The following is a 16,884-nucleotide window of genomic DNA, read 5'->3' as shown; positions in this document are numbered from 1 at the left end:
CTCCCCGCTCAACCCGCCAGCACCGCCGCCATCCGCTCCACCTCCCGCGCGAGCGCCACCCGCGGATCCTCCCCGTCCGGCGTCCAGCGCTCCCAGGTCCGCGCCCGCAGATAGCCGTCCACCGCCACCGGCAGCCGCCGCAGCACGATCCGCTCTGCCGCCGGCCCCGGACCGACCACCCGCAACCGCTCCACCAGGTCGTCCAGCTTCACCGACGACGGCAGGGCCACCGTCCCCAGATAACCCGCCAGCGCGTCCAGCTCCACCCAGCGCACCGGCGGCGCGGGCACCGGCACGTCCGGCACCGGCACGTCCGGCACCCGCCCCGGGGTCACCGGGCGCGGCCCCGGCGCGAGCAGCACACCCACGCCGTACAACGCCGCCACGATCCCCGGCCACCACGCACCGCCGAGCCCCGCGAAATGCAGCCCCAGCCCGACCGCCCCGCCCCCGCAGCCGACCAGATTGCGGGTGGACTCCAGATACCCCACCATCCGCCGCCCGCCCGGACCCCCGCGGTTACTGGTACCCACGGATCTCCTCGAACGCCCCGTCCAGCGATGCTGTCCCGTCGAACAGCTTGCCCCCGGTCAGCTCCGCGATCCCCTGCAACTGGTTCTTCGCCGCGTCCCCGAACAGGATCGGGAACACCGGCACCGCCTTCTGCGCCGCCGACAACCCGTTGTAGAAGTTCCGGAAGTCCTTGTCCGACGCGCCCTCGTTGCTCTCACCGTCCGTCATCACCACGATCGACGTGAACCGGTCGTCCTGCGCCGCCGCCTGCTGCCGGTCCAGGAACCGGTACGCCTCCTGCAGCGAGCTGTACACCGCCGTCCCGCCGTCCGCCGACAGCGCCTGCACATCCGCGTTGATCGACGCCAGCTCCTGCTGCGCACCGGCCGCCGGCACCGTGTGCGTCTTCGTCGACTTCACCTTGGAGGCGAACGACAGCAGCGTCACCTCCTCGCGGTTGCGGAACCGCCGCACCCCCCGGGTGTCCTCCGCCCCGGTCAGCCGCCCCAGCGCCGACTTCAGCGCCGCCAGCCGGGCCCCCGCCATCGACCCCGAGGTGTCCAGCACGTACACCGTCCGCGACGGCCGGCGCAGCTCGTCCTGGTACGAGGCCAACAGGCCGTCCGCGACCGCCTTGCTGCCCGGGAACGGCAACTCGTGCCGCCGGTCGGCCGGCAGCGACGGCGCCGCCGCCACCCCCGCCGACACCGGGTGACGCAGCGTCAACTTCGAGACGCGCTTCTGCACATCGTCCTTCAGCAGGTAGTCGGTCAGCCGCCGGAACGAGTCCCGCTCCCGCTCGGCCGAGGAACTGAGCAGCGTCAGCGGATAGTTCGCCGACACCACGCCGTCGGTCGGCCGGATCACCGTCAACTGCTGGTCCGCCGCCAGCGTCTTGTTCATCGACAGCAGGACCGACTCGTAGTTGACCAGCGCCCCGACCCGGCCCTGCTCCGCCCGCGCGTACGCCTGCGCCAGCCAGCCGGACGAACCCGACGTCAGCTTCTGCCCCGTGAAGAACTGCTTCAACGACGGCGTCGCCTTCCGCACGTCCGCCTCGGTGAGCGCCGAATCCGCCCCCGAGAACGCCGCCGCCACTGCCACCAGCGCCGAGAAGCCCGAGTTGGACCGCGACGGGTCGGCCATCCCGTACGCCAGCCTGCCGGTCGACGCCGCGTCCGCGAGCTGCCCCCAGCTCACCTTGGAACCGTCGCCCCAGCCCAGCTCGTCGAGCGCGGACGACCGCACACCCACCGCCACCGGCGACACCATCACCGGCGTCTCCGACAGCAGCTTCGACTTCCCCGCGTCGTCCAGCCGCAGATAGTGGTTCGAGGGGAACCAGACCGCGTCGTACTTGCCGTCCGCCCGGCCCGAGGCCACGGCGTCCGCACCGTCCAGCGACCCGGTCCAGGCGAACTGGACGGTCACCCCGGTCGCCTTCTGCGCCTCCTCCAGCACCGGCGCCATGTCCTGCAGTTCGCTGCCGGCCAGCACCCGCAGCACCCCCGCCCGCGCGGTCGGCGCCGGCGCGTCGCCCTGCTGCGGAGCCGGCGCCGGCGAGGACGTGCACGCCGTCGCCGCCACCAGCAGGGCGAGCCCCGCCACCAGCACCCGCCCGCCGCGCCCCGCCGCGGCCCCCACCCTGGTCGTCCTCATCGTCGCCCCGTCCGTCGTGCCGTCGTGTACCGCTTCGGGCGGTCCCGTTCGCCCCGCCACCGTCCCGCCCGCCATCGGCCGGTCACTTCCCCTTCGCCGCGTCGACCAGCTTGGCCAGCGCCTCCGAGGACGGCACCGGCGCCTGTTTCACCCGCGCCGCCGTCAGGTCCGCCGCGAAGGCCGGGTTCTCCCGCCCAGTGGTCTGCAGACCGAAGGCGGCCGGATCCGACTGCGGCCGGAACCCGTACCTGGCCTCCAGCTTGCGGAGCTTCTGGTCGTCGTTCAGCAGCGCGGCCAGCCTCTGCCCGGCCGCCGTGCGCCCGACGATGGTGTGGTCGGAGGAGATGGTGGTGTCCGGGTACAGCACCACCATGTCGCCGGTGCCCTTGCCCTCCACCGCCAGCTGCGCCGCCTGCGACTCGTAGGCGAGCACCAGCGGATTGCCCACGTTCGAGAGGAAGTCCCGGAACGGCTCGTCGCTGCTGCTCTTCTGGATGCCCTGCTTGCTGGTCAGCGAGGACAGCACGGCCTTCACCTGCTGCACCTCGGCGTCACTCGACACCACCTGGTGGTTGTTGAGCAGGTAGGAGACCAGCGCGAGGTAGAGCGCCCCGGAGGAGGACTCGGCGGGGTCCGTGGTGGTCATGAAGACCGCACCGCTGAGGTCCGCCTGGTCCTTCGCGCCGGTGAGCTCCTCCCACCGGCGGCCGGCCCTGACCACGTTGACGTACTCGTCCATCCTGAACGTCCACACCCGGGAGTTCTGGTCCTGGGAGGCCAGCCCGTTCTGCGCCAGCACCTTGGCCGTCGACTGGTGGGCCAGCACCACCAGGGGCGAGTAGAACGGGCGGACCGGCCCGTCCTTGAGTTGCAGCTGCCGGCGGATCGCCTCGGCCGGCGACAGGCTGGCCGGGAACGCGAAGTCGAGCCGGCCGAGGTCGCTCTCGCTCATCAGCCACGACCCGGTGGTCTGCACATCGACCTTGAGGCCCTGCTCCGCCAGCGCGGCCACGACGTCCGGATCCTTGAAGAAGTCTCGCTTCTCGGAGCCGATCACGCCGGTCACCGTGACGACCTTCGAGCCCGGATCGTCCCGGCCGGTGGGTTTGAGCAGCGCGAACGCCACCCCGCCGAGCAGCACCAGTGCCGCGATCACCCCGAACGCACGCTTCATACCGGGCGATTCCCCCTCGTCGGACCCGTGTCCGGGCTCCCGCCCGGGTGACGAGCGTCCCGCCGGGCCGCGAGCGGCGGTCGAAGGCGTGGTGAACCGGGGGTGAACACCCCTTCACGGAATCGCATCGGCGGACGCCCGCGGGGTGCCGCGCGCACACCAGTCCGAGCGGGTGTCAGATTGTTCAACTCACCTTCCTGCAAAGGTCATCCCGCCGGTCGGACGGGCGTCGATGTTACGCGCCGGTAATGCCTACGCTCAGGGGTATGCGCCGAGCAAAAATCGTCTGTACCCTCGGGCCAGCCACCGACTCGTACGACCAGATCAAGACGCTGGTCGACGCCGGGATGGACATCGCCCGCTTCAACCTGAGCCACGGCTCCCACGCCGAGCACGAGGAGCGCTACCGCCGGGTCCGCAAGGCCGCCGACGAGACCGGCCGCAGCGTCGGCGTGCTCGCCGACCTTCAAGGCCCGAAGATCCGACTGGAGACCTTCGCCGAAGGTCCGGTACTTCTCGAACGCGGCGACGAGTTCACGATCTCCACCGACAAGGGCGTCGTCGGAGACCAGAACATCTGCGGCACCACCTACCCGGGCCTCGCCGCCGACGTCACCAGCGGCGAGCGGATCCTCGTCGACGACGGCCGGGTCACCCTGGAGGTCGTCGAGGTGGCCGGCCCGCTGGTCCGCTGCACCGTCGTCGAGGGCGGCCTGGTCTCCGACCACAAGGGCCTCAACCTCCCCGGCGTCGCCGTCTCCGTGCCCGCGCTGAGCGAGAAGGACATCGCCGACCTGCGCTGGGCCCTGCGGACCGGCGCCGACCTGATCGCGCTCTCCTTCGTCCGCAGCGGCCGCGACATCGAGGACGTCCACCGCGTGATGGCGGAGGAGGGGCGTTCCGTCCCGGTCATCGCCAAGATCGAGAAGCCGCAGGCGGTCGAGAACCTGGAATCCATCGTGGACGCCTTCGACGGCATCATGGTGGCCCGCGGCGACCTGGGCGTGGAGATGCCCCTCGAACAGGTCCCGATGGTCCAGAAGCGCGCCGTCAAGCTGGCCAAGCGCAACGCCAAGCCGGTCATCGTCGCCACCCAGATGCTGGACTCGATGATCAATGCCTCCCGCCCCACCCGGGCCGAGGCCTCCGACGTCGCCAACGCCGTCCTCGACGGCAGCGACGCGGTGATGCTCTCCGGCGAGACCTCCGTCGGCAAGTACCCCGTCGAGACGGTCCGGACCATGGGCCGCATCATCGAGGCCGCCGAACAGGACGTCCTCGCCGACGGCCTCCCGCCGCTCACCGCCGGCACCAAGCCGCGCACCCAGGGCGGCGCCGTCGCCCGCGCGGCCACCGAGATCGGCGACTTCCTGGGCGCCAAGTACCTGATCGCCTTCACCCAGTCCGGCGACACCGCCCGCCGGCTCTCCCGCTCCCGCTCGCCGATCCCGGTGCTCGCCTTCACCTACGAACCGGCCGTCCGCAGCCAACTCGCCCTCACCTGGGGCGTGGAGACCTTCCTCGGCCCCTTCGCCGCCACCACGGACGAGATGGTCGAACAGGTCGACGCCGCGCTGCTCTCCCTCGGCCGCTGCCGCAAGGGCGACATCGTCGTCATCACCGCCGGCTCCCCACCCGGCCTCGCCGGCTCCACCAACCTCGTCCGCGTCCACCACGTGGGAACACTGGACAGCTGACCGGGCTTCGCCGATGGCGGCGCGCTCCGGGGGAGCGCGCCGCCATCAGTACTTGGGGCCGATGTGGGCGTCCATGAGGGCGACGGAGGCCTTGCGGGCGATGGAGACATTGACCTGGCCGGTGGGGCGAGGGACGGAGGTCTTCCACCGCACGCCGACGGCGTCGAGGGTCGAGGTGAGGAGGGCGATGATGTCGGTCGAGGTGTTGGTGAAGAAGTAGCGCGGGTATTCGTGGCGGCGGACGACACCGTTGACGGTGCGGGTCGCCCAGTTGGTGATGCGGCAGCCGTCGGAGTGGATCAGGCCGCGCAGGAACTCCCACGGGTGGGCTTCGACGATCTCCTGTTGCCACGGCTGCAGGGCGATGAGGCGCTCGTGCTTCTTGCCGGCGCCGTGCTGGGGGAAGTAGCAGGTCAGGTGCTGGGAGTACAGCTTCACGTCGTGGGAGCCGGTCCGGCGGACGCGGCACGGCTTGTTGCGCGGCATCACCTCGCGCATGGCCTTCTCGGCGGAATCCATGATTCCCGGCCAGTTGTCGTCACAGGAGATGGACAGGCTCGCCGTGCGGTGCTGCTTGGGTCGGCTGATGTGGCCGTCGCCCAGATAGAGGCCGAGTAGGTAGGCGTAAGCGGAGCGGTTTATCCCGTCTCCGTAGCAGTGGACGCAGGTCGACCGCTTGCGCCCGGGAGGCGTACCGCGCTTGGCAAGATCTTCGTGTTTCCACCAGGAGACGGTGCCGGGTGGGACGCCGAGCCTCCGTGCTACGTCGGCGTTGCGGACGCCTTGGTGAAGGAGACGGACGGCTTGTTCGCGCACTGAGGGGGGAGCCATGTCGCTCAGCGTGTCCGCTGCTCGGGTGACATTCGGGAGATCCCGCGACCATCCACCGGATCCGGTGAATTCCTCATTCAGCGGGAATACCGCTTGAAGTGCCGGGTGCGGGATTCGAACCCGCATGTCCTTTCGGACAGATGTGTTTGAGACATCCGCGTAAGCCTATTCCGCCAACCCGGCCGGGTGCGACTGCGACAGCATACCGCGTGCGCGTCCGCGGGTGGGTGTAGGTACCCTCATTGATGCAGTACCCCGCCGGAACGAGGAGCCCCGTGAGCACCGCCGACGAGCAGGCAGAGCCGCTTGAGACCGACATGCCCCAGATCACCCGAATTGTGATCGCCGAGGACGAGGCGTTGATCCGCCTCGACCTGAAGGAGATGCTCGAAGAGGAGGGGTACACGGTCGTCGGCGAGGCCGGGGACGGGGCGACGGCGCTGAAGCTGGTCGAGGAGCTGCGGCCCGACCTGGCGATCCTGGACGTGAAGATGCCCGTCCTGGACGGGCTCTCCGCCGCCGAGCAGATCCACGAGGCGCACCTGGCGCCCGTGCTGATGCTGACCGCGTTCTCGCAGCGCGAGCTGGTGGACCGGGCGCGGGACGCGGGCGCGATGGCGTACATCGTGAAGCCGTTCAGCAAGAGCGACCTGGTCCCCGCGATCGAGATGGCCGTCTCCCGGTACACCGAGATGCGGACGCTGGAGGAGGAGATCCAGGACCTCACCCAGCGGCTGGAGACCCGGAAGCTGGTGGACCGGGCGAAGAGCGTGCTGCAGACCAAGTTCGGGCTGAACGAGCCGGCCGCGTTCCGGTGGATCCAGAAGACCTCGATGGACCGTCGGATGACGATGGCCGCGGTCGCGGAGGCCGTGATCGAAGAGGGCGAGGCCCAGGACAAGAAGAAGGCCGACGAGGCCAAGGGCGAGCAGTAGCGGCCCGTGGGCCGACAGGCACGTGGAAGGGCCCGGCAGCGCACGCTGCCGGGCCCTTCCACGTGCCGCCCGGGCGGGAGGTCAGTCCTCGCCGAGGTAGGCCTTCCGCACGGACTCGTCGTGCAGGAGGTCGGCGCCGGTGCCCTTGAGCACGATGCGGCCGGTCTCCATCACGTAGCCCTGGTCGGACAGCGAGAGCGCCGCCTGGGCGTTCTGCTCGACCAGCAGGATGGTCGTGCCGCTGGCCTTCAGCTCCACGATGGTCGCCATGATCTTCTGCATCATCAGCGGGGAGAGCCCCATCGAGGGCTCGTCCAGCATCAGCAGCTTCGGCTGGGACATCAGTGCCCGGCCCATGGCGAGCATCTGCTGCTCGCCGCCGGACAGGGTGCCGGCGGCCTGCTTGCGCCGCTCGCCGAGGATCGGGAAGAGGCCGTAGGCCCGCTCGACGTCCGCCGCGATGCCGGCCGTGTCGGTGCGCAGGAACGCGCCGAGCAGCAGGTTCTCCTCGATGGTCATCCGCGGGAAGATGTGCCGGCCCTCGGGGGAGTGGGCGAGCCCGAGCGCGACGATCTTGTGGGCGGGGACGGTGGTGAGGGCCTGGCCGTCGAAGGTGACCGTGCCGCCGGTGGGCTTGAGCAGGCCGGACAGGGTGCGCAGGGTGGTGGTCTTGCCGGCGCCGTTGGTGCCGATCAGGGTGGTGACCTCGCCCTGGTTGACGGTGAAGCTGATGCCCTTGACGGCTTCGATCTTGCCGTAGGCGACGCGGAGGTCCTTGACCTCGAGGAGTGCGGTCACTGGTCGGTCTCCGTTGCTGCGGGGGCGGTGCCTTCGAGCGGTGCGCCGAGGTAGGCGGTGATGACGCGTTCGTCGCTCTGGACGGTCTCGCGGTCGCCTTCGACGATCTTCTGGCCCTGGACCAGGACGGCGGTGCGGTCGCACAGGTTGAAGATGAACCGCATGTCGTGCTCGATGACGAGGATGGAGATGCCCTTGTCACGGATGGCGAAGACGAGTTCCTCGGCGGCCCGGGTCTCCTGCGGGTTCATGCCGGCGGTGGGCTCGTCGAGGAGCAGCAGGCCGGGGTCGGAGGCGAGGGCCCGGGCGATCTCCAGCTTGCGCTGTTCGCCGTAGGGGAGGTTGCGGGCGAGGTGGTCGGCCTTGTCGGCGAGTCCGGTGAACGCCAGCAGTTCCATGGCGCGGGCGCGGCTCTCGGCTTCGGCGCGGTGGTAGCCGGGGCCGCGCAGGATGGCGGAGAAGATGCCTTCCTTGGTGCGGCTGTGCCGGCCGACGAGGACGTTCTCCAGGACGGTCATGTTGGCGAAGAGCCGGATGTTCTGGAAGGTGCGGGCGATGCCGGCCTGGGTGACGAGGTGGGGCTTGGGCGGCAGGACGGTGCCGCGGTAGGCGACGCGTCCCTCGGTGGGGACGTAGAGGCCGGTGAGGCAGTTGAAGAAGGTGGTCTTGCCGGCGCCGTTGGGGCCGATCAGGCCGATGATCTCGCCTTCGCCGACGGTGAGGGAGACGTTGTTGACGGCGGTGAGGCCGCCGAACCGCATGGTGACGCCGGAGACTTCGAGCAGGGGCTTGGCGGGGCCGGGCCCGGAGACGGCGGCGGGGGCGTCGGTGGTGGTCATCTGGCTGGTCACGCCCCTGCCTTGGTGAGGGCGACGGTGTCGCCGGAGAGCTGCGCGGGGATCGCGGCCTCGTGGAATTCCAGCTGGTTGCGCCGGTTGGGGATGAGCCCTTCGGGGCGGACGCGCATCAGCACGATGAGGGCGATGCCGAAGGCGAGCAGCTGGTAGTTGGAGAGGAATTCCAGCTTCTTCGGGATGAGGAAGAGGAGGGTGGCGCCGGCCAGCGGGCCGCTGATGGTGCCCATGCCGCCGAGGATGACGGCGGCGAGCAGGAAGGCGGAGTTGGGCGGCAGGGCCTCGGCGAAGGTGTACTGGTCGGGGGTGACGGTGTAGCTGACGTGGGCCTGGACGGTGCCGGCGAGGCCGGCGAGGCAGGCGCCGAGGGCGAAGGCGAGGAGCTTGAGCCGGAAGCCGTTGATGCCCATGGCCTCGGCGGCGGTCTCGTCCTCGCGGATGGCGACCCAGGCGCGGCCGATGCGGGAGTTGCCGACCCGGGCGAAGACCAGTACGACGAGGGCGGTGACCAGGAGCATCAGCAGGTAGTAGTTGGAGAACCGGCCGAGTTCGACGCCGAGGACGGTGTGCGGCTTGCCGAGGTCGAAGCCGAGGATCTGGAGGTCGGGGATCCGCGGGATGCCGTTGGAGCCGTTGGTGATCTTGGGCCCGGTGGTGCCGTTGAGGTTGAGCATGGTGATGCGGAAGATCTCGCCGAAGCCGAGGGTGACGATGGCGAGGTAGTCGCCGCGCAGCCGCAGGGTGGGGGCGCCGATCAGCACACCGAAGATCATCGACACCACGGCGCCGGTCAGCATCGCGGCCCAGAAGGGGAACTGGACGTGGATCGGCGAGGCGGGGGAGCCGGAGACCAGGGCGGCGGCGTAGGCGCCGACGCCGAGGAAGGCGACGTAGCCGAGGTCGAGCAGGCCGGCCAGGCCCACGACGATGTTGAGGCCGAGGGCGACCGTGGCGAAGATCAGGATGTTGGCGGCGACCGAGGTGTACTGGTCGCTGGTCTGGGTGAACGGGAAGCTGGCGGCGGCGGCGAAGGCGGCGCCGGTGGTGACCGGGCGGTACTTGACGGTCAGCGCGCGCAGCCGGGCCAGCAGGCCGCCCTTGGCCAGGGCGGGGACGACGGCGGCGGCGAGCAGCAGGTAGGCGGTGAAGAGTTCGCCGTACTCGGTGTCGATGCCGAAGGTGATCGCGAACAGGCCGATGGCGAAGGCCAGCACGATGAGCAGGACCTCGGCCCAGGAGGGCAGTTCGCGGGCGGCGGGCAGTGGCCGCTCGACGGTGCCGAGGCGGAGCCCGCTGTTGGCGAGGTGGCCGATCTGCAGGAGCAGGACGGCGGCGGCGGCGATCACCAGGGCGCCGGCGAGGGCGGTCAGCACCGGGGCGACGGGCTTGTCCTCGGGGACGGCGTGGGTGGCGAACCAGACGACCGGGGCGGCGGGGAGGAGCAGGAACAGCCGCCGGTCGAGGATCCGCACCGGGACGTGGGTGCGCCGGTCGAGCGGCAGGCCGAGGGTGCCGACGACGGCGAGCAGCGAGCCGAGGGCGGCGACCCAGCCGCCGGGGTCGAGGTTGGCGAGGCCGCCGAGGTCGACCGCGATGGCGATGACGGAGAACCAGCTGACGGCGAAGGCGCCGGCGGCGGCGAGCAGGACGGCGTTGTGGCTGCGGGTGGGGGCGGCCCAGCGCAGGCCGCGGACGCCGTGGGTGGCGAGCAGCAGGGCGAGGGTGAGCAGGCCCGCGGTGAGGGCGAGCCACTGGAGGCCGGCGGGGGAGCCGTAGTAGGTGAGGTCGCCGGGGAACTCGTCGGTGTACGTCCAGGACATCAGGGCGGAGCCGGCGGTGGCGAGGGCGCCGAGGCCGGTGACGAGGGCGGCGGCGCGGGCCGGCAGCGGGATGACCGGGGTGGTCTCGGTGGTCGAGGTGGTGGTCATGGTGCTCACGCCCTGTCCGCGACGCGTTCGCCGAGCAGGCCCTGGGGTCGGACGAGCAGGACGAGGATGAGGAGTACGAAGGCCCAGACGTCCTTCCAGGCGCCGCCTCCGAAGAGGTGCATGCCGGGCAGGTGCTGGATGTAGCCGGTGGCGAGGGCTTCGGCGAGGCCGAGGGCGACGCCGCCGAGCATGGCGCCGTAGATGTTGCCGATGCCGCCGAGGACGGCTGCGGTGAAGGCCTTGAGGCCGAGCAGGAAGCCCATCCGGAAGTCGATCTGGCCGCTGCGCAGGCCGTAGGCGATGGCGGCGACGGCGGCGAACGCGGCACCGATGGCGAAGGCCATGACGATGATCCGGTCGGTGTCGATGCCCATGAGCTTGGCGGTGTCGGGGTCCTGGCTGGTGGCCTGCATGGCGCGGCCGGAGCGGGTGCGGGTGACGAACCAGCCGAGGGCGAGCATGCAGAGCGGGGCGGCGATGATCAGGAAGATGTCGCTGCGCTGGACGGTGACGGAGCCGAGCTCGAACGGGTCGCCGGGGATCTTCGGGAAGACCCGGGCCTTCTTCGCGTCGGGGTAGAACGAGAAGACGAGCTGCTGCAGGACGATCGACAGGCCGATCGCGGTGATCAGGGGGGCCAGTCGGGGCGCGGTGCGCAGCGGCCGGTAGGCGAAGCGCTCGGCGGCGACGGCGGTGAGCGTGGAGACCAGGATGCCGGCTATCAGCATCAGCGGTAGGGCCAGCCAGAGTGTGGTGCCGCCGGGGAGGGCGAGGTAGGCGGTCAGGGCGCCGAAGCCGCCGACCATGACGATCTCGCCGTGGGCGAAGTTGATGAGCTGGACGATGCCGTAGACCATCGTGTAGCCGATCGCGACGAGCCCGTAGAGGGCGCCGAGGATCAGGCCGTTGGCCAGCTGCTGCGGTAGGTCGTGCACCGCTGGGCCTCCGTTGTGCGTTGCGTGAAGTCCGCGTGGGTGGGGGATGTGGGCGCGCGCGGGGGCACTGGTGGCGCCCCCGCGCGGGATGACTCCGGTGTTCCGGGCTGTTTCTGACGGGTGGTCAGGTCAGCCGCTGAAGGTGCCGGACTTCTCCACGGCCCACTTGCCGTCCTTGACGGTGTAGACGGTGAGCTGCTTGTTGGTGGTGTCGCCGAACTCGTCGAAGGAGACCTTGCCGGTCACGCCGTCGAAGGAGACCTTCTGGACGGCCTCGACGACCTTGGCGCGGGGGTTGCTGGGGAGCTTGCCGCCGTTGTCCTTGACGACGTTCTTGACGGCCTCGATGATCGCCCAGCCGCTGTCGTAGGAGTAGCCGCCGTAGGTCTCGTAGGCGTCCTTGTAGCCGGCGGTCTTGTAGTCGGCGATGAACTTGGCGGCGGTGGGGAGCGCCTCGACGGGCAGGCCGACGGCGGTGGCGTAGTCGCCCGCGCTCTTGGGGTTGAGCTTGATGAAGTCGCCGCTCTGGATGCCGTCGCCGCCCATCAGCGGGATGGTGAGGCCGGCGTCCTTGAGCTGGAGGGAGAGCGGCCCGGCGGCGGGGTACTCGCCGCCGTAGTAGACGGCTTCGGCGCCGGAGCTCTTGACCTTGGTGACGACGGCGGCGAAGTCGCGGTCGTCGGGGTTGACGTGCTCCTCGCCGACGATGGTGCCGCCCTGCTTGACGAACTCGCCCTTGAAGGTGGCGGCGAGGCCGGCGCCGTAGGTCTTCTGGTCGTCGATGAGGAAGACCTTGGTCTTCTTGGCGTCCTTGGCCAGGAACTGGGCCGCGAAGGGGCCCTGGACGGCATCGGTGGTGGCGGTGCGGAAGTAGGACTTGAAGGGGCGGGCCTTGTCGCCGCTGGCCCACTTCTCGCCCTGGCTGAGCGCGACGCCGGTGTTGGCGGGGGAGATCTGGACGAGGTTGGCGTCGTTGAAGATCTGCTGCATCGACTGGGCGACGCTGGAGTTCAGCGGGCCGACGACGCCGATGACGTTCTTGTCGGCGACCAGCTGGGTGGCGTTCTGCTGGCCCGGGGCGGGCTTGCCGGTGTCGTCGAGGGCCTTGATCTCGAACTTGACGCCGGGGACCTCGTTCTTCTCGTTGGCCTGCTTGACCGCGAGCTCGACGGAGTTGCGGATGCCGAGGCCGAGGGCGGAGAGGTCGCCGGTGAGGGGCGCGTCCACGCCGATGGTGACGGTGGTGGCCCCGGCGTTGCCGTCCCCGGACTTCTTCTCGCCGCGGGATCCGCAGGCGCTGATGCTGAGGGCGCCGATCACGGCAATGCTCACGACAACTGCTGAACGGTGACGCACAGGGGTCCCCTTCGGTTCAGGAGGGCGCCGCGCCTGAGTGGCGGGAGCCGGGATGCGCAATGGGCCTGGCCCAATCCGGTGGCGCGGTGACTGGCCGTGACTCTAGATGCCTCTGGGCGGCTCGGGCAGTGCTGTGGCGAGGCTGTGATTCTCTTGTTATGAGCACACGGAGCGACCGTCTCACTATGTGGTCGTTCTGGCCCGATCGATCCTGTACTGACAGGCGTCTACTCGCTGGTAGGTGCATGTAAGGGCCAGAATTGCGGGTGACTCCTGGCCTCACCGATAATCGGACACGACTGTCCGCCGTGCTGGTGTCGGGCGTGTGCGTCCGAATATCGGACATTCCCGGGAATGGCGAAGCACCCCCGGGTCGATGCGGGTCCGGAAGCGGTCGAAAGTTCGGATTTCCTACTTGTTACGCAGTGTTACATCCCTCGCAGTGCGCGCAAACGCGTCCGCCCCCTTGTCTGGACCAACGCCTGCCCAGGGCAGTCGAAGGTCAAACAAGGGGGCGGACAAGGGAATTGATGATCGGTCGGCCCGACCGGCGGGCCATTGACGGGTCGGCCGGGCCGACGGGGCGTCAGAGGTCGCGGAGCATGCAGGTCAGGCGGCAGCTGGTGATCCGCTTGCCGGTGTCGTCGGTGATCGCGATCTCGTAGGTGGCGGCGGTGCGTCCCTTGAACACGGCGGTGGCGACCCCGGTGATCAGGCCGGAGGTGGCCGAGCGGTGGTGGGTGGCGTTCAGGTCCACGCCCACCGCGTACCGGCCGGGGCCGGCGTGCAGCATCGCGCCGACCGACCCGAGGGTCTCGGCCAGCGCCGCCGAGGCGCCGCCGTGCAGCAGCCCGTACGGCTGCTGGTTCCCCTCGACCGGCATCGTGCCGACCACTCGGTCGCCGGAGGCCTCGACGACCCGGATCCCGAGCTTGTCGCCGAGGTGGCCGCCGGAGAAGGTGGCCGGGTCGACGCCGAGCTTCGCGAAGTGGTCCAGCACCTCCTGCGGGATGTTCAGGGCGGGGGCCGGTTCGGGGGTGGTCGCGCCGGGGGCCGCTTCGGTCATGGGGGAGCTCCTGCCGCTCGGGTGTCACGTCGTCGTGCTGCCTGCGATCGTACGACCGTCCTACTCGGCGGTAGTGATCGCGTGGGGGAGTTGGCGTGGCGGGTGCGCCCGGGCCGTTCCCCCGTCGGCCGGGACCCGTCCCCCCGCCGGTCGGACCCGGCTGCTCGCGCACGGGCGCGCCCGCGCGGGTGCGCGCCCGCCCGAGCACGCCCCCGGGCGCCGCACCCCGCGGGCCCGGCGCCCGGACCGCGCGGCGCCCTTTTTGTCGGTGCCGGGCCATAGGATCGGTGGCCGGTAGTGGAATCGGCAGGAACGGACGTTGACGTGGCTACGCAGAGTACGGACAAGGGCGCGGCGGGTGGCGGCGGGGCGCGGCCCCGGCTGATGCTGCTCGACGGGCACTCGATGGCCTACCGGGCGTTCTACGCGCTGCCCGTGGAGAACTTCAACACCTCCACCGGCCAGCCCACCAACGCGGTGTACGGCTTCGCCTCGATGCTCGCCAACACCGTCCGGGACGAGCGGCCCACCCACCTCGCGGTGGCCTTCGACCTCTCCCGGCAGACGTTCCGCTCCGTCGAGTTCCCCGACTACAAGGCCAACCGGGCCAAGACGCCGGACGAGTTCCGCAGCCAGATCGGCCTGATCGGCGAACTGCTGGACGCCATGCGGGTGCCGCGGATGACGGTCGAGGGCTTCGAGGCCGACGACATCATCGCCACCCTGGCCACCGCCGCCGAGGCGGCCGGCTTCGACGTCGACATCGTCACCGGCGACCGGGACTCGCTCCAGCTGGTCACCGACCACATCACCGTCCTCTACCCGACCAAGGGCGTCTCCGAGCTCACCCGCTACACCCCGGAGAAGGTCGCCGAGAAGTACGGCGTCACCCCCCGCCAGTACCCCGACCTCGCGGCGCTGCGCGGTGACCCGTCCGACAACCTGCCCGGCATCCCGGGCGTCGGCGAGAAGACGGCCGCCAAGTGGGTCAACCAGTTCGGCTCCTTCGACGAACTCGTCTCCCGCGCCGACGAGGTGAAGGGCAAGATCGGCGAGAAGCTGCGCGACCACCTGGACTCGGTCAAGCGCAACCGCGTCCTCACCGAGCTGGTCCGCGACGTCGAACTCCCGCTCGCCGTCGCCGACCTGGAGCGCGCCGCGTTCGACCGCGAGGCGGTCGCCGGTCTGATGGAGTCGCTGGAGTTCCGCAACGCCAACTTCCGCGACCGGGTCTTCGGCATCGACCCGGCCGCCGCCGAGCCCGAAGCCGCCGTCGAACTCGCCCCCGGCGTCGAGGTGGACGGCGAACTGCTCACCGACCCGGGCACGCTGGCCGGGTGGCTGCGCGGGCACTCCGACGGCAAGGCCCCGGTCGCGCTGGCCGCCGTCTACCGGTGGGCGCTCGGCACCGGCGAGGTCACCGAGATCGCGCTGGCCGCCGGCGAGACCGCCGCCTGGTTCGACCCGGCGCTGCTCGCCGAGGAGGACGAACGCGCCTTCGCCGACTGGCTGGCTGACCCGGCCGCCCCCAAGGCCCTGCACATCGCCAAGCAGGTGATGCGCGCCTTCGCCGAGCGCGGCTGGACGATCGCGGGCGTCGTCGCCGACACCGCCCTCGCCGCGTACCTGGAGAAGCCCGGCCGCCGCACCTTCACCCTGGAGGTGCTCGCCGAGGAGTACCTGGCCCGTTCGCTCGCCCCGGCCGCGGTCGCCGAGAGCGGCCAGCTCGCCTTCGACGCCCCCGAGGAGCCGGACGAGGTCGACGCGGTGGCCGCCCGCGCCCAGGCGCTGATGCTCCAGGCCCGCGCCGTGCTCGACCTCGCCGCCCTCTTCGACACCCGCCTCGCCGAGGTCGGCGCCACCGAGCTGCTGCGCGACATGGAGCTGCCGATCGCCGCCCTGCTGGCCCGGATGGAGCGCACCGGCATCGCCGCCGACCGCCCCTGGCTCACCGGCCTGGAGGCCCAGTTCGCCACCGAGATCCAGCGCGTGGTGGAGGAGGCGCACGCCGCCGCCGGCCACGAGTTCAACCTCGGCTCGCCCAAGCAGCTCCAGGAGATCCTCTTCGGCGAGCTGGCCCTGCCCAAGACCAAGAAGATCAAGACCGGCTACACCACCGACGCCGACGCTTTGACGTGGCTGGCCGGCCAGACCGACAACGAGCTGCCGGTCATCCTGCTCCGCCACCGCGACCAGGCCAAGCTGCGCACCACCGTCGAGGGCCTGCTCAAGACGGTCTCGCCGGCCGGCCGGATCCACACCACCTTCAACCAGATGGTCGCCGCCACCGGCCGGCTCTCCTCGCAGGACCCGAACCTGCAGAACATCCCGGTCCGCACCGAGGAGGGCCGCGCCATCCGCCGCGCCTTCGTCGTCGGCGCGGGCTACGAGGCGCTGCTGACGGCCGACTACTCCCAGATCGAACTGCGCATCATGGCCCACCTCTCCGAGGACGAGGCCCTGATCGAGGCCTTCGCCACCGGCGAGGACCTGCACACCACCGTCGCCTCCCAGGTCTTCGAAGTCCCCGGCGACGCGGTGGACGCCGAGATGCGCCGCAAGATCAAGGCGATGTCCTACGGTCTGGCGTACGGGCTCTCCGCGTACGGGCTCTCCCAGCAGCTCGGCATCAAGCCCGCCGAGGCCCAGGGCCTGATGGACACCTACTTCGAGCGCTTCGGCGGCGTGCGCGACTACCTGCGCCGGGTCGTCGACGAGGCCCGCGCCACCGGCTACACCGAGACCCTGCTCGGCCGCCGCCGCTACCTGCCGGACCTCAACAGCGACAACCGCCAGCGCCGCGAGATGGCCGAGCGGATGGCCCTCAACGCCCCGATCCAGGGCTCGGCCGCCGACATCGTCAAGATCGCCATGCTCCGGGTGGACGAGGCGCTGACCGCCGCCGGCCTCACCTCCCGGATGCTGCTCCAGGTGCACGACGAAATCGTGCTGGAGCTGGCGCCCGGTGAGCGCGAGCAGGTCGAGGCGATCGTCCGCGCGCAGATGGCCGGCGCCTACCCGCTGCGCGCCCCGCTCGACGTCTCGGTGGGCGTCGGCGCGAACTGGGAGGCCGCCGCGCACTGACGGCCGGCGGGAAGGCGGTGGGCGCGGTCCGGATCGGGCCGCGCCCACCGCCTT

General features: G+C 70.8%; 13 protein-coding genes, 1 tRNA gene and 1 pseudogene. 3 read left to right on the top strand and 12 right to left on the bottom strand.

Going from position 1 to position 16,884, the window contains the following annotated elements:
• Positions 1-8 precede the first annotated feature (8 nt).
• From ABZ495_RS03840 to ABZ495_RS03830, 3 genes are all read right to left on the bottom strand, one after another.
• Positions 9-533, bottom strand: coding sequence for a hypothetical protein (locus ABZ495_RS03840; protein ID WP_359834291.1), 525 nt, complete (start codon positions 531-533; stop codon positions 9-11).
• A complete protein-coding gene (locus tag ABZ495_RS03835; RefSeq protein WP_359834289.1) occupies positions 520-2,172 on the bottom strand; it encodes a VWA domain-containing protein in 1,653 nt (550 codons plus the stop codon). Before ABZ495_RS03835 ends, ABZ495_RS03840 begins: the two co-directional genes overlap by 14 nt.
• A gap of 82 nt (positions 2,173-2,254) precedes the next feature.
• Positions 2,255-3,346: a hypothetical protein gene (locus ABZ495_RS03830; RefSeq protein WP_359834287.1), complete on the bottom strand. Its 1,092-nt coding sequence runs from the start codon at positions 3,344-3,346 to the stop codon at positions 2,255-2,257.
• A gap of 266 nt (positions 3,347-3,612) precedes the next feature.
• On the opposite strand from ABZ495_RS03830, the gene pyk reads away from it, so the two are divergent.
• Complete coding sequence (gene pyk / locus ABZ495_RS03825) at positions 3,613-5,043, top strand: pyruvate kinase (protein ID WP_329487191.1); 1,431 nt, start codon at positions 3,613-3,615, stop codon at positions 5,041-5,043.
• Between the two features lie 45 nt (positions 5,044-5,088).
• Here the strand turns inward: pyk and ABZ495_RS03820 are convergent, their stop codons facing one another.
• The 3 genes and pseudogenes from ABZ495_RS03820 to ABZ495_RS03810 all read right to left on the bottom strand — a co-directional run bounded on the left by ABZ495_RS03820 (position 5,089) and on the right by ABZ495_RS03810 (position 6,057).
• Positions 5,089-5,562 carry a hypothetical protein gene (locus tag ABZ495_RS03820; protein ID WP_359834400.1) on the bottom strand — a complete coding sequence of 158 codons (474 nt, stop codon included), beginning with the start codon at positions 5,560-5,562 and terminating at the stop codon, positions 5,089-5,091.
• A 165-nt stretch (positions 5,563-5,727) separates the two neighbouring features.
• Positions 5,728-5,874, bottom strand: a pseudogene (locus ABZ495_RS03815) (helix-turn-helix domain-containing protein); the annotation flags it as partial.
• A 99-nt stretch (positions 5,875-5,973) separates the two neighbouring features.
• A tRNA-Leu gene (locus ABZ495_RS03810) sits at positions 5,974-6,057 on the bottom strand.
• 134 nt (positions 6,058-6,191) lie between these two features.
• Between ABZ495_RS03810 and ABZ495_RS03805 the strand changes: the two genes are divergently transcribed.
• Positions 6,192-6,809 carry a response regulator gene (locus ABZ495_RS03805; protein WP_329492075.1) on the top strand — a complete coding sequence of 206 codons (618 nt, stop codon included), beginning with the start codon at positions 6,192-6,194 and terminating at the stop codon, positions 6,807-6,809.
• A gap of 81 nt (positions 6,810-6,890) precedes the next feature.
• On the opposite strand, the gene ABZ495_RS03800 is transcribed toward ABZ495_RS03805, so the two are convergent.
• The 6 genes from ABZ495_RS03800 to ABZ495_RS03775 form a co-directional block, all read right to left on the bottom strand.
• Positions 6,891-7,607, bottom strand: coding sequence for an ABC transporter ATP-binding protein (locus ABZ495_RS03800; RefSeq protein WP_329487190.1), 717 nt, complete (start codon positions 7,605-7,607; stop codon positions 6,891-6,893).
• Positions 7,604-8,446, bottom strand: a complete 843-nt coding sequence (locus ABZ495_RS03795) for an ABC transporter ATP-binding protein (protein ID WP_329492074.1) — start codon at positions 8,444-8,446, stop codon at positions 7,604-7,606. The genes ABZ495_RS03800 and ABZ495_RS03795 overlap by 4 nt, the downstream gene beginning before the upstream one ends.
• 8 nt (positions 8,447-8,454) lie before the next feature.
• Positions 8,455-10,389 (bottom strand): branched-chain amino acid ABC transporter permease, encoded by a 1,935-nt coding sequence (locus ABZ495_RS03790; RefSeq protein ID WP_359834392.1) that lies wholly within the window; start codon positions 10,387-10,389, stop codon positions 8,455-8,457.
• Between the two features lie 5 nt (positions 10,390-10,394).
• The gene (locus ABZ495_RS03785) at positions 10,395-11,324 is read right to left on the bottom strand and encodes a branched-chain amino acid ABC transporter permease (protein WP_359834286.1); all 930 of its coding nucleotides are present in this window, start codon (positions 11,322-11,324) and stop codon (positions 10,395-10,397) included.
• Between the two features lie 129 nt (positions 11,325-11,453).
• The gene (locus ABZ495_RS03780; RefSeq protein WP_329487188.1) at positions 11,454-12,680 is read right to left on the bottom strand and encodes a branched-chain amino acid ABC transporter substrate-binding protein; all 1,227 of its coding nucleotides are present in this window, start codon (positions 12,678-12,680) and stop codon (positions 11,454-11,456) included.
• Between the two features lie 586 nt (positions 12,681-13,266).
• On the bottom strand, positions 13,267-13,746 hold the full coding sequence (locus ABZ495_RS03775) for a hotdog fold thioesterase (protein WP_359802424.1): 480 nt from the start codon (positions 13,744-13,746) through the stop codon (positions 13,267-13,269).
• A gap of 384 nt (positions 13,747-14,130) precedes the next feature.
• Between ABZ495_RS03775 and polA the strand changes: the two genes are divergently transcribed.
• Complete coding sequence (gene polA / locus ABZ495_RS03770; protein ID WP_329492072.1) at positions 14,131-16,830, top strand: DNA polymerase I; 2,700 nt, start codon at positions 14,131-14,133, stop codon at positions 16,828-16,830.
• Positions 16,831-16,884: the final 54 nt, after the last annotated feature.

It is taken from the genome of Kitasatospora sp. NPDC005748, from assembly GCF_040630735.1.
Classification (GTDB): Bacteria; Actinomycetota; Actinomycetes; order Streptomycetales; family Streptomycetaceae; genus Kitasatospora.
This window is presented reverse-complemented; position numbering and strand designations above follow the sequence as displayed.

Bases quoted from the DNA above. Each gene is read 5' to 3' on its own strand.
- ABZ495_RS03830 (WP_359834287.1), bottom strand. From the start codon at position 3,346: ATGAAGCGTGCGTTCGGGGTGATCGCGGCACTGGTGCTGCTCGGCGGG.
- ABZ495_RS03775 (WP_359802424.1), bottom strand. From the start codon at position 13,746: ATGACCGAAGCGGCCCCCGGCGCGACCACCCCCGAACCGGCCCCCGCC.
- ABZ495_RS03835 (WP_359834289.1), bottom strand. From the start codon at position 2,172: ATGAGGACGACCAGGGTGGGGGCCGCGGCGGGGCGCGGCGGGCGGGTG.
- ABZ495_RS03805 (WP_329492075.1), top strand. From the start codon at position 6,192: ATGCCCCAGATCACCCGAATTGTGATCGCCGAGGACGAGGCGTTGATC.
- ABZ495_RS03820 (WP_359834400.1), bottom strand. From the start codon at position 5,562: ATGGATTCCGCCGAGAAGGCCATGCGCGAGGTGATGCCGCGCAACAAG.
- ABZ495_RS03790 (WP_359834392.1), bottom strand. From the start codon at position 10,389: ATGACCACCACCTCGACCACCGAGACCACCCCGGTCATCCCGCTGCCG.
- ABZ495_RS03795 (WP_329492074.1), bottom strand. From the start codon at position 8,446: ATGACCACCACCGACGCCCCCGCCGCCGTCTCCGGGCCCGGCCCCGCC.
- polA (WP_329492072.1), top strand. From the start codon at position 14,131: ATGCTGCTCGACGGGCACTCGATGGCCTACCGGGCGTTCTACGCGCTG.
- pyk (WP_329487191.1), top strand. From the start codon at position 3,613: ATGCGCCGAGCAAAAATCGTCTGTACCCTCGGGCCAGCCACCGACTCG.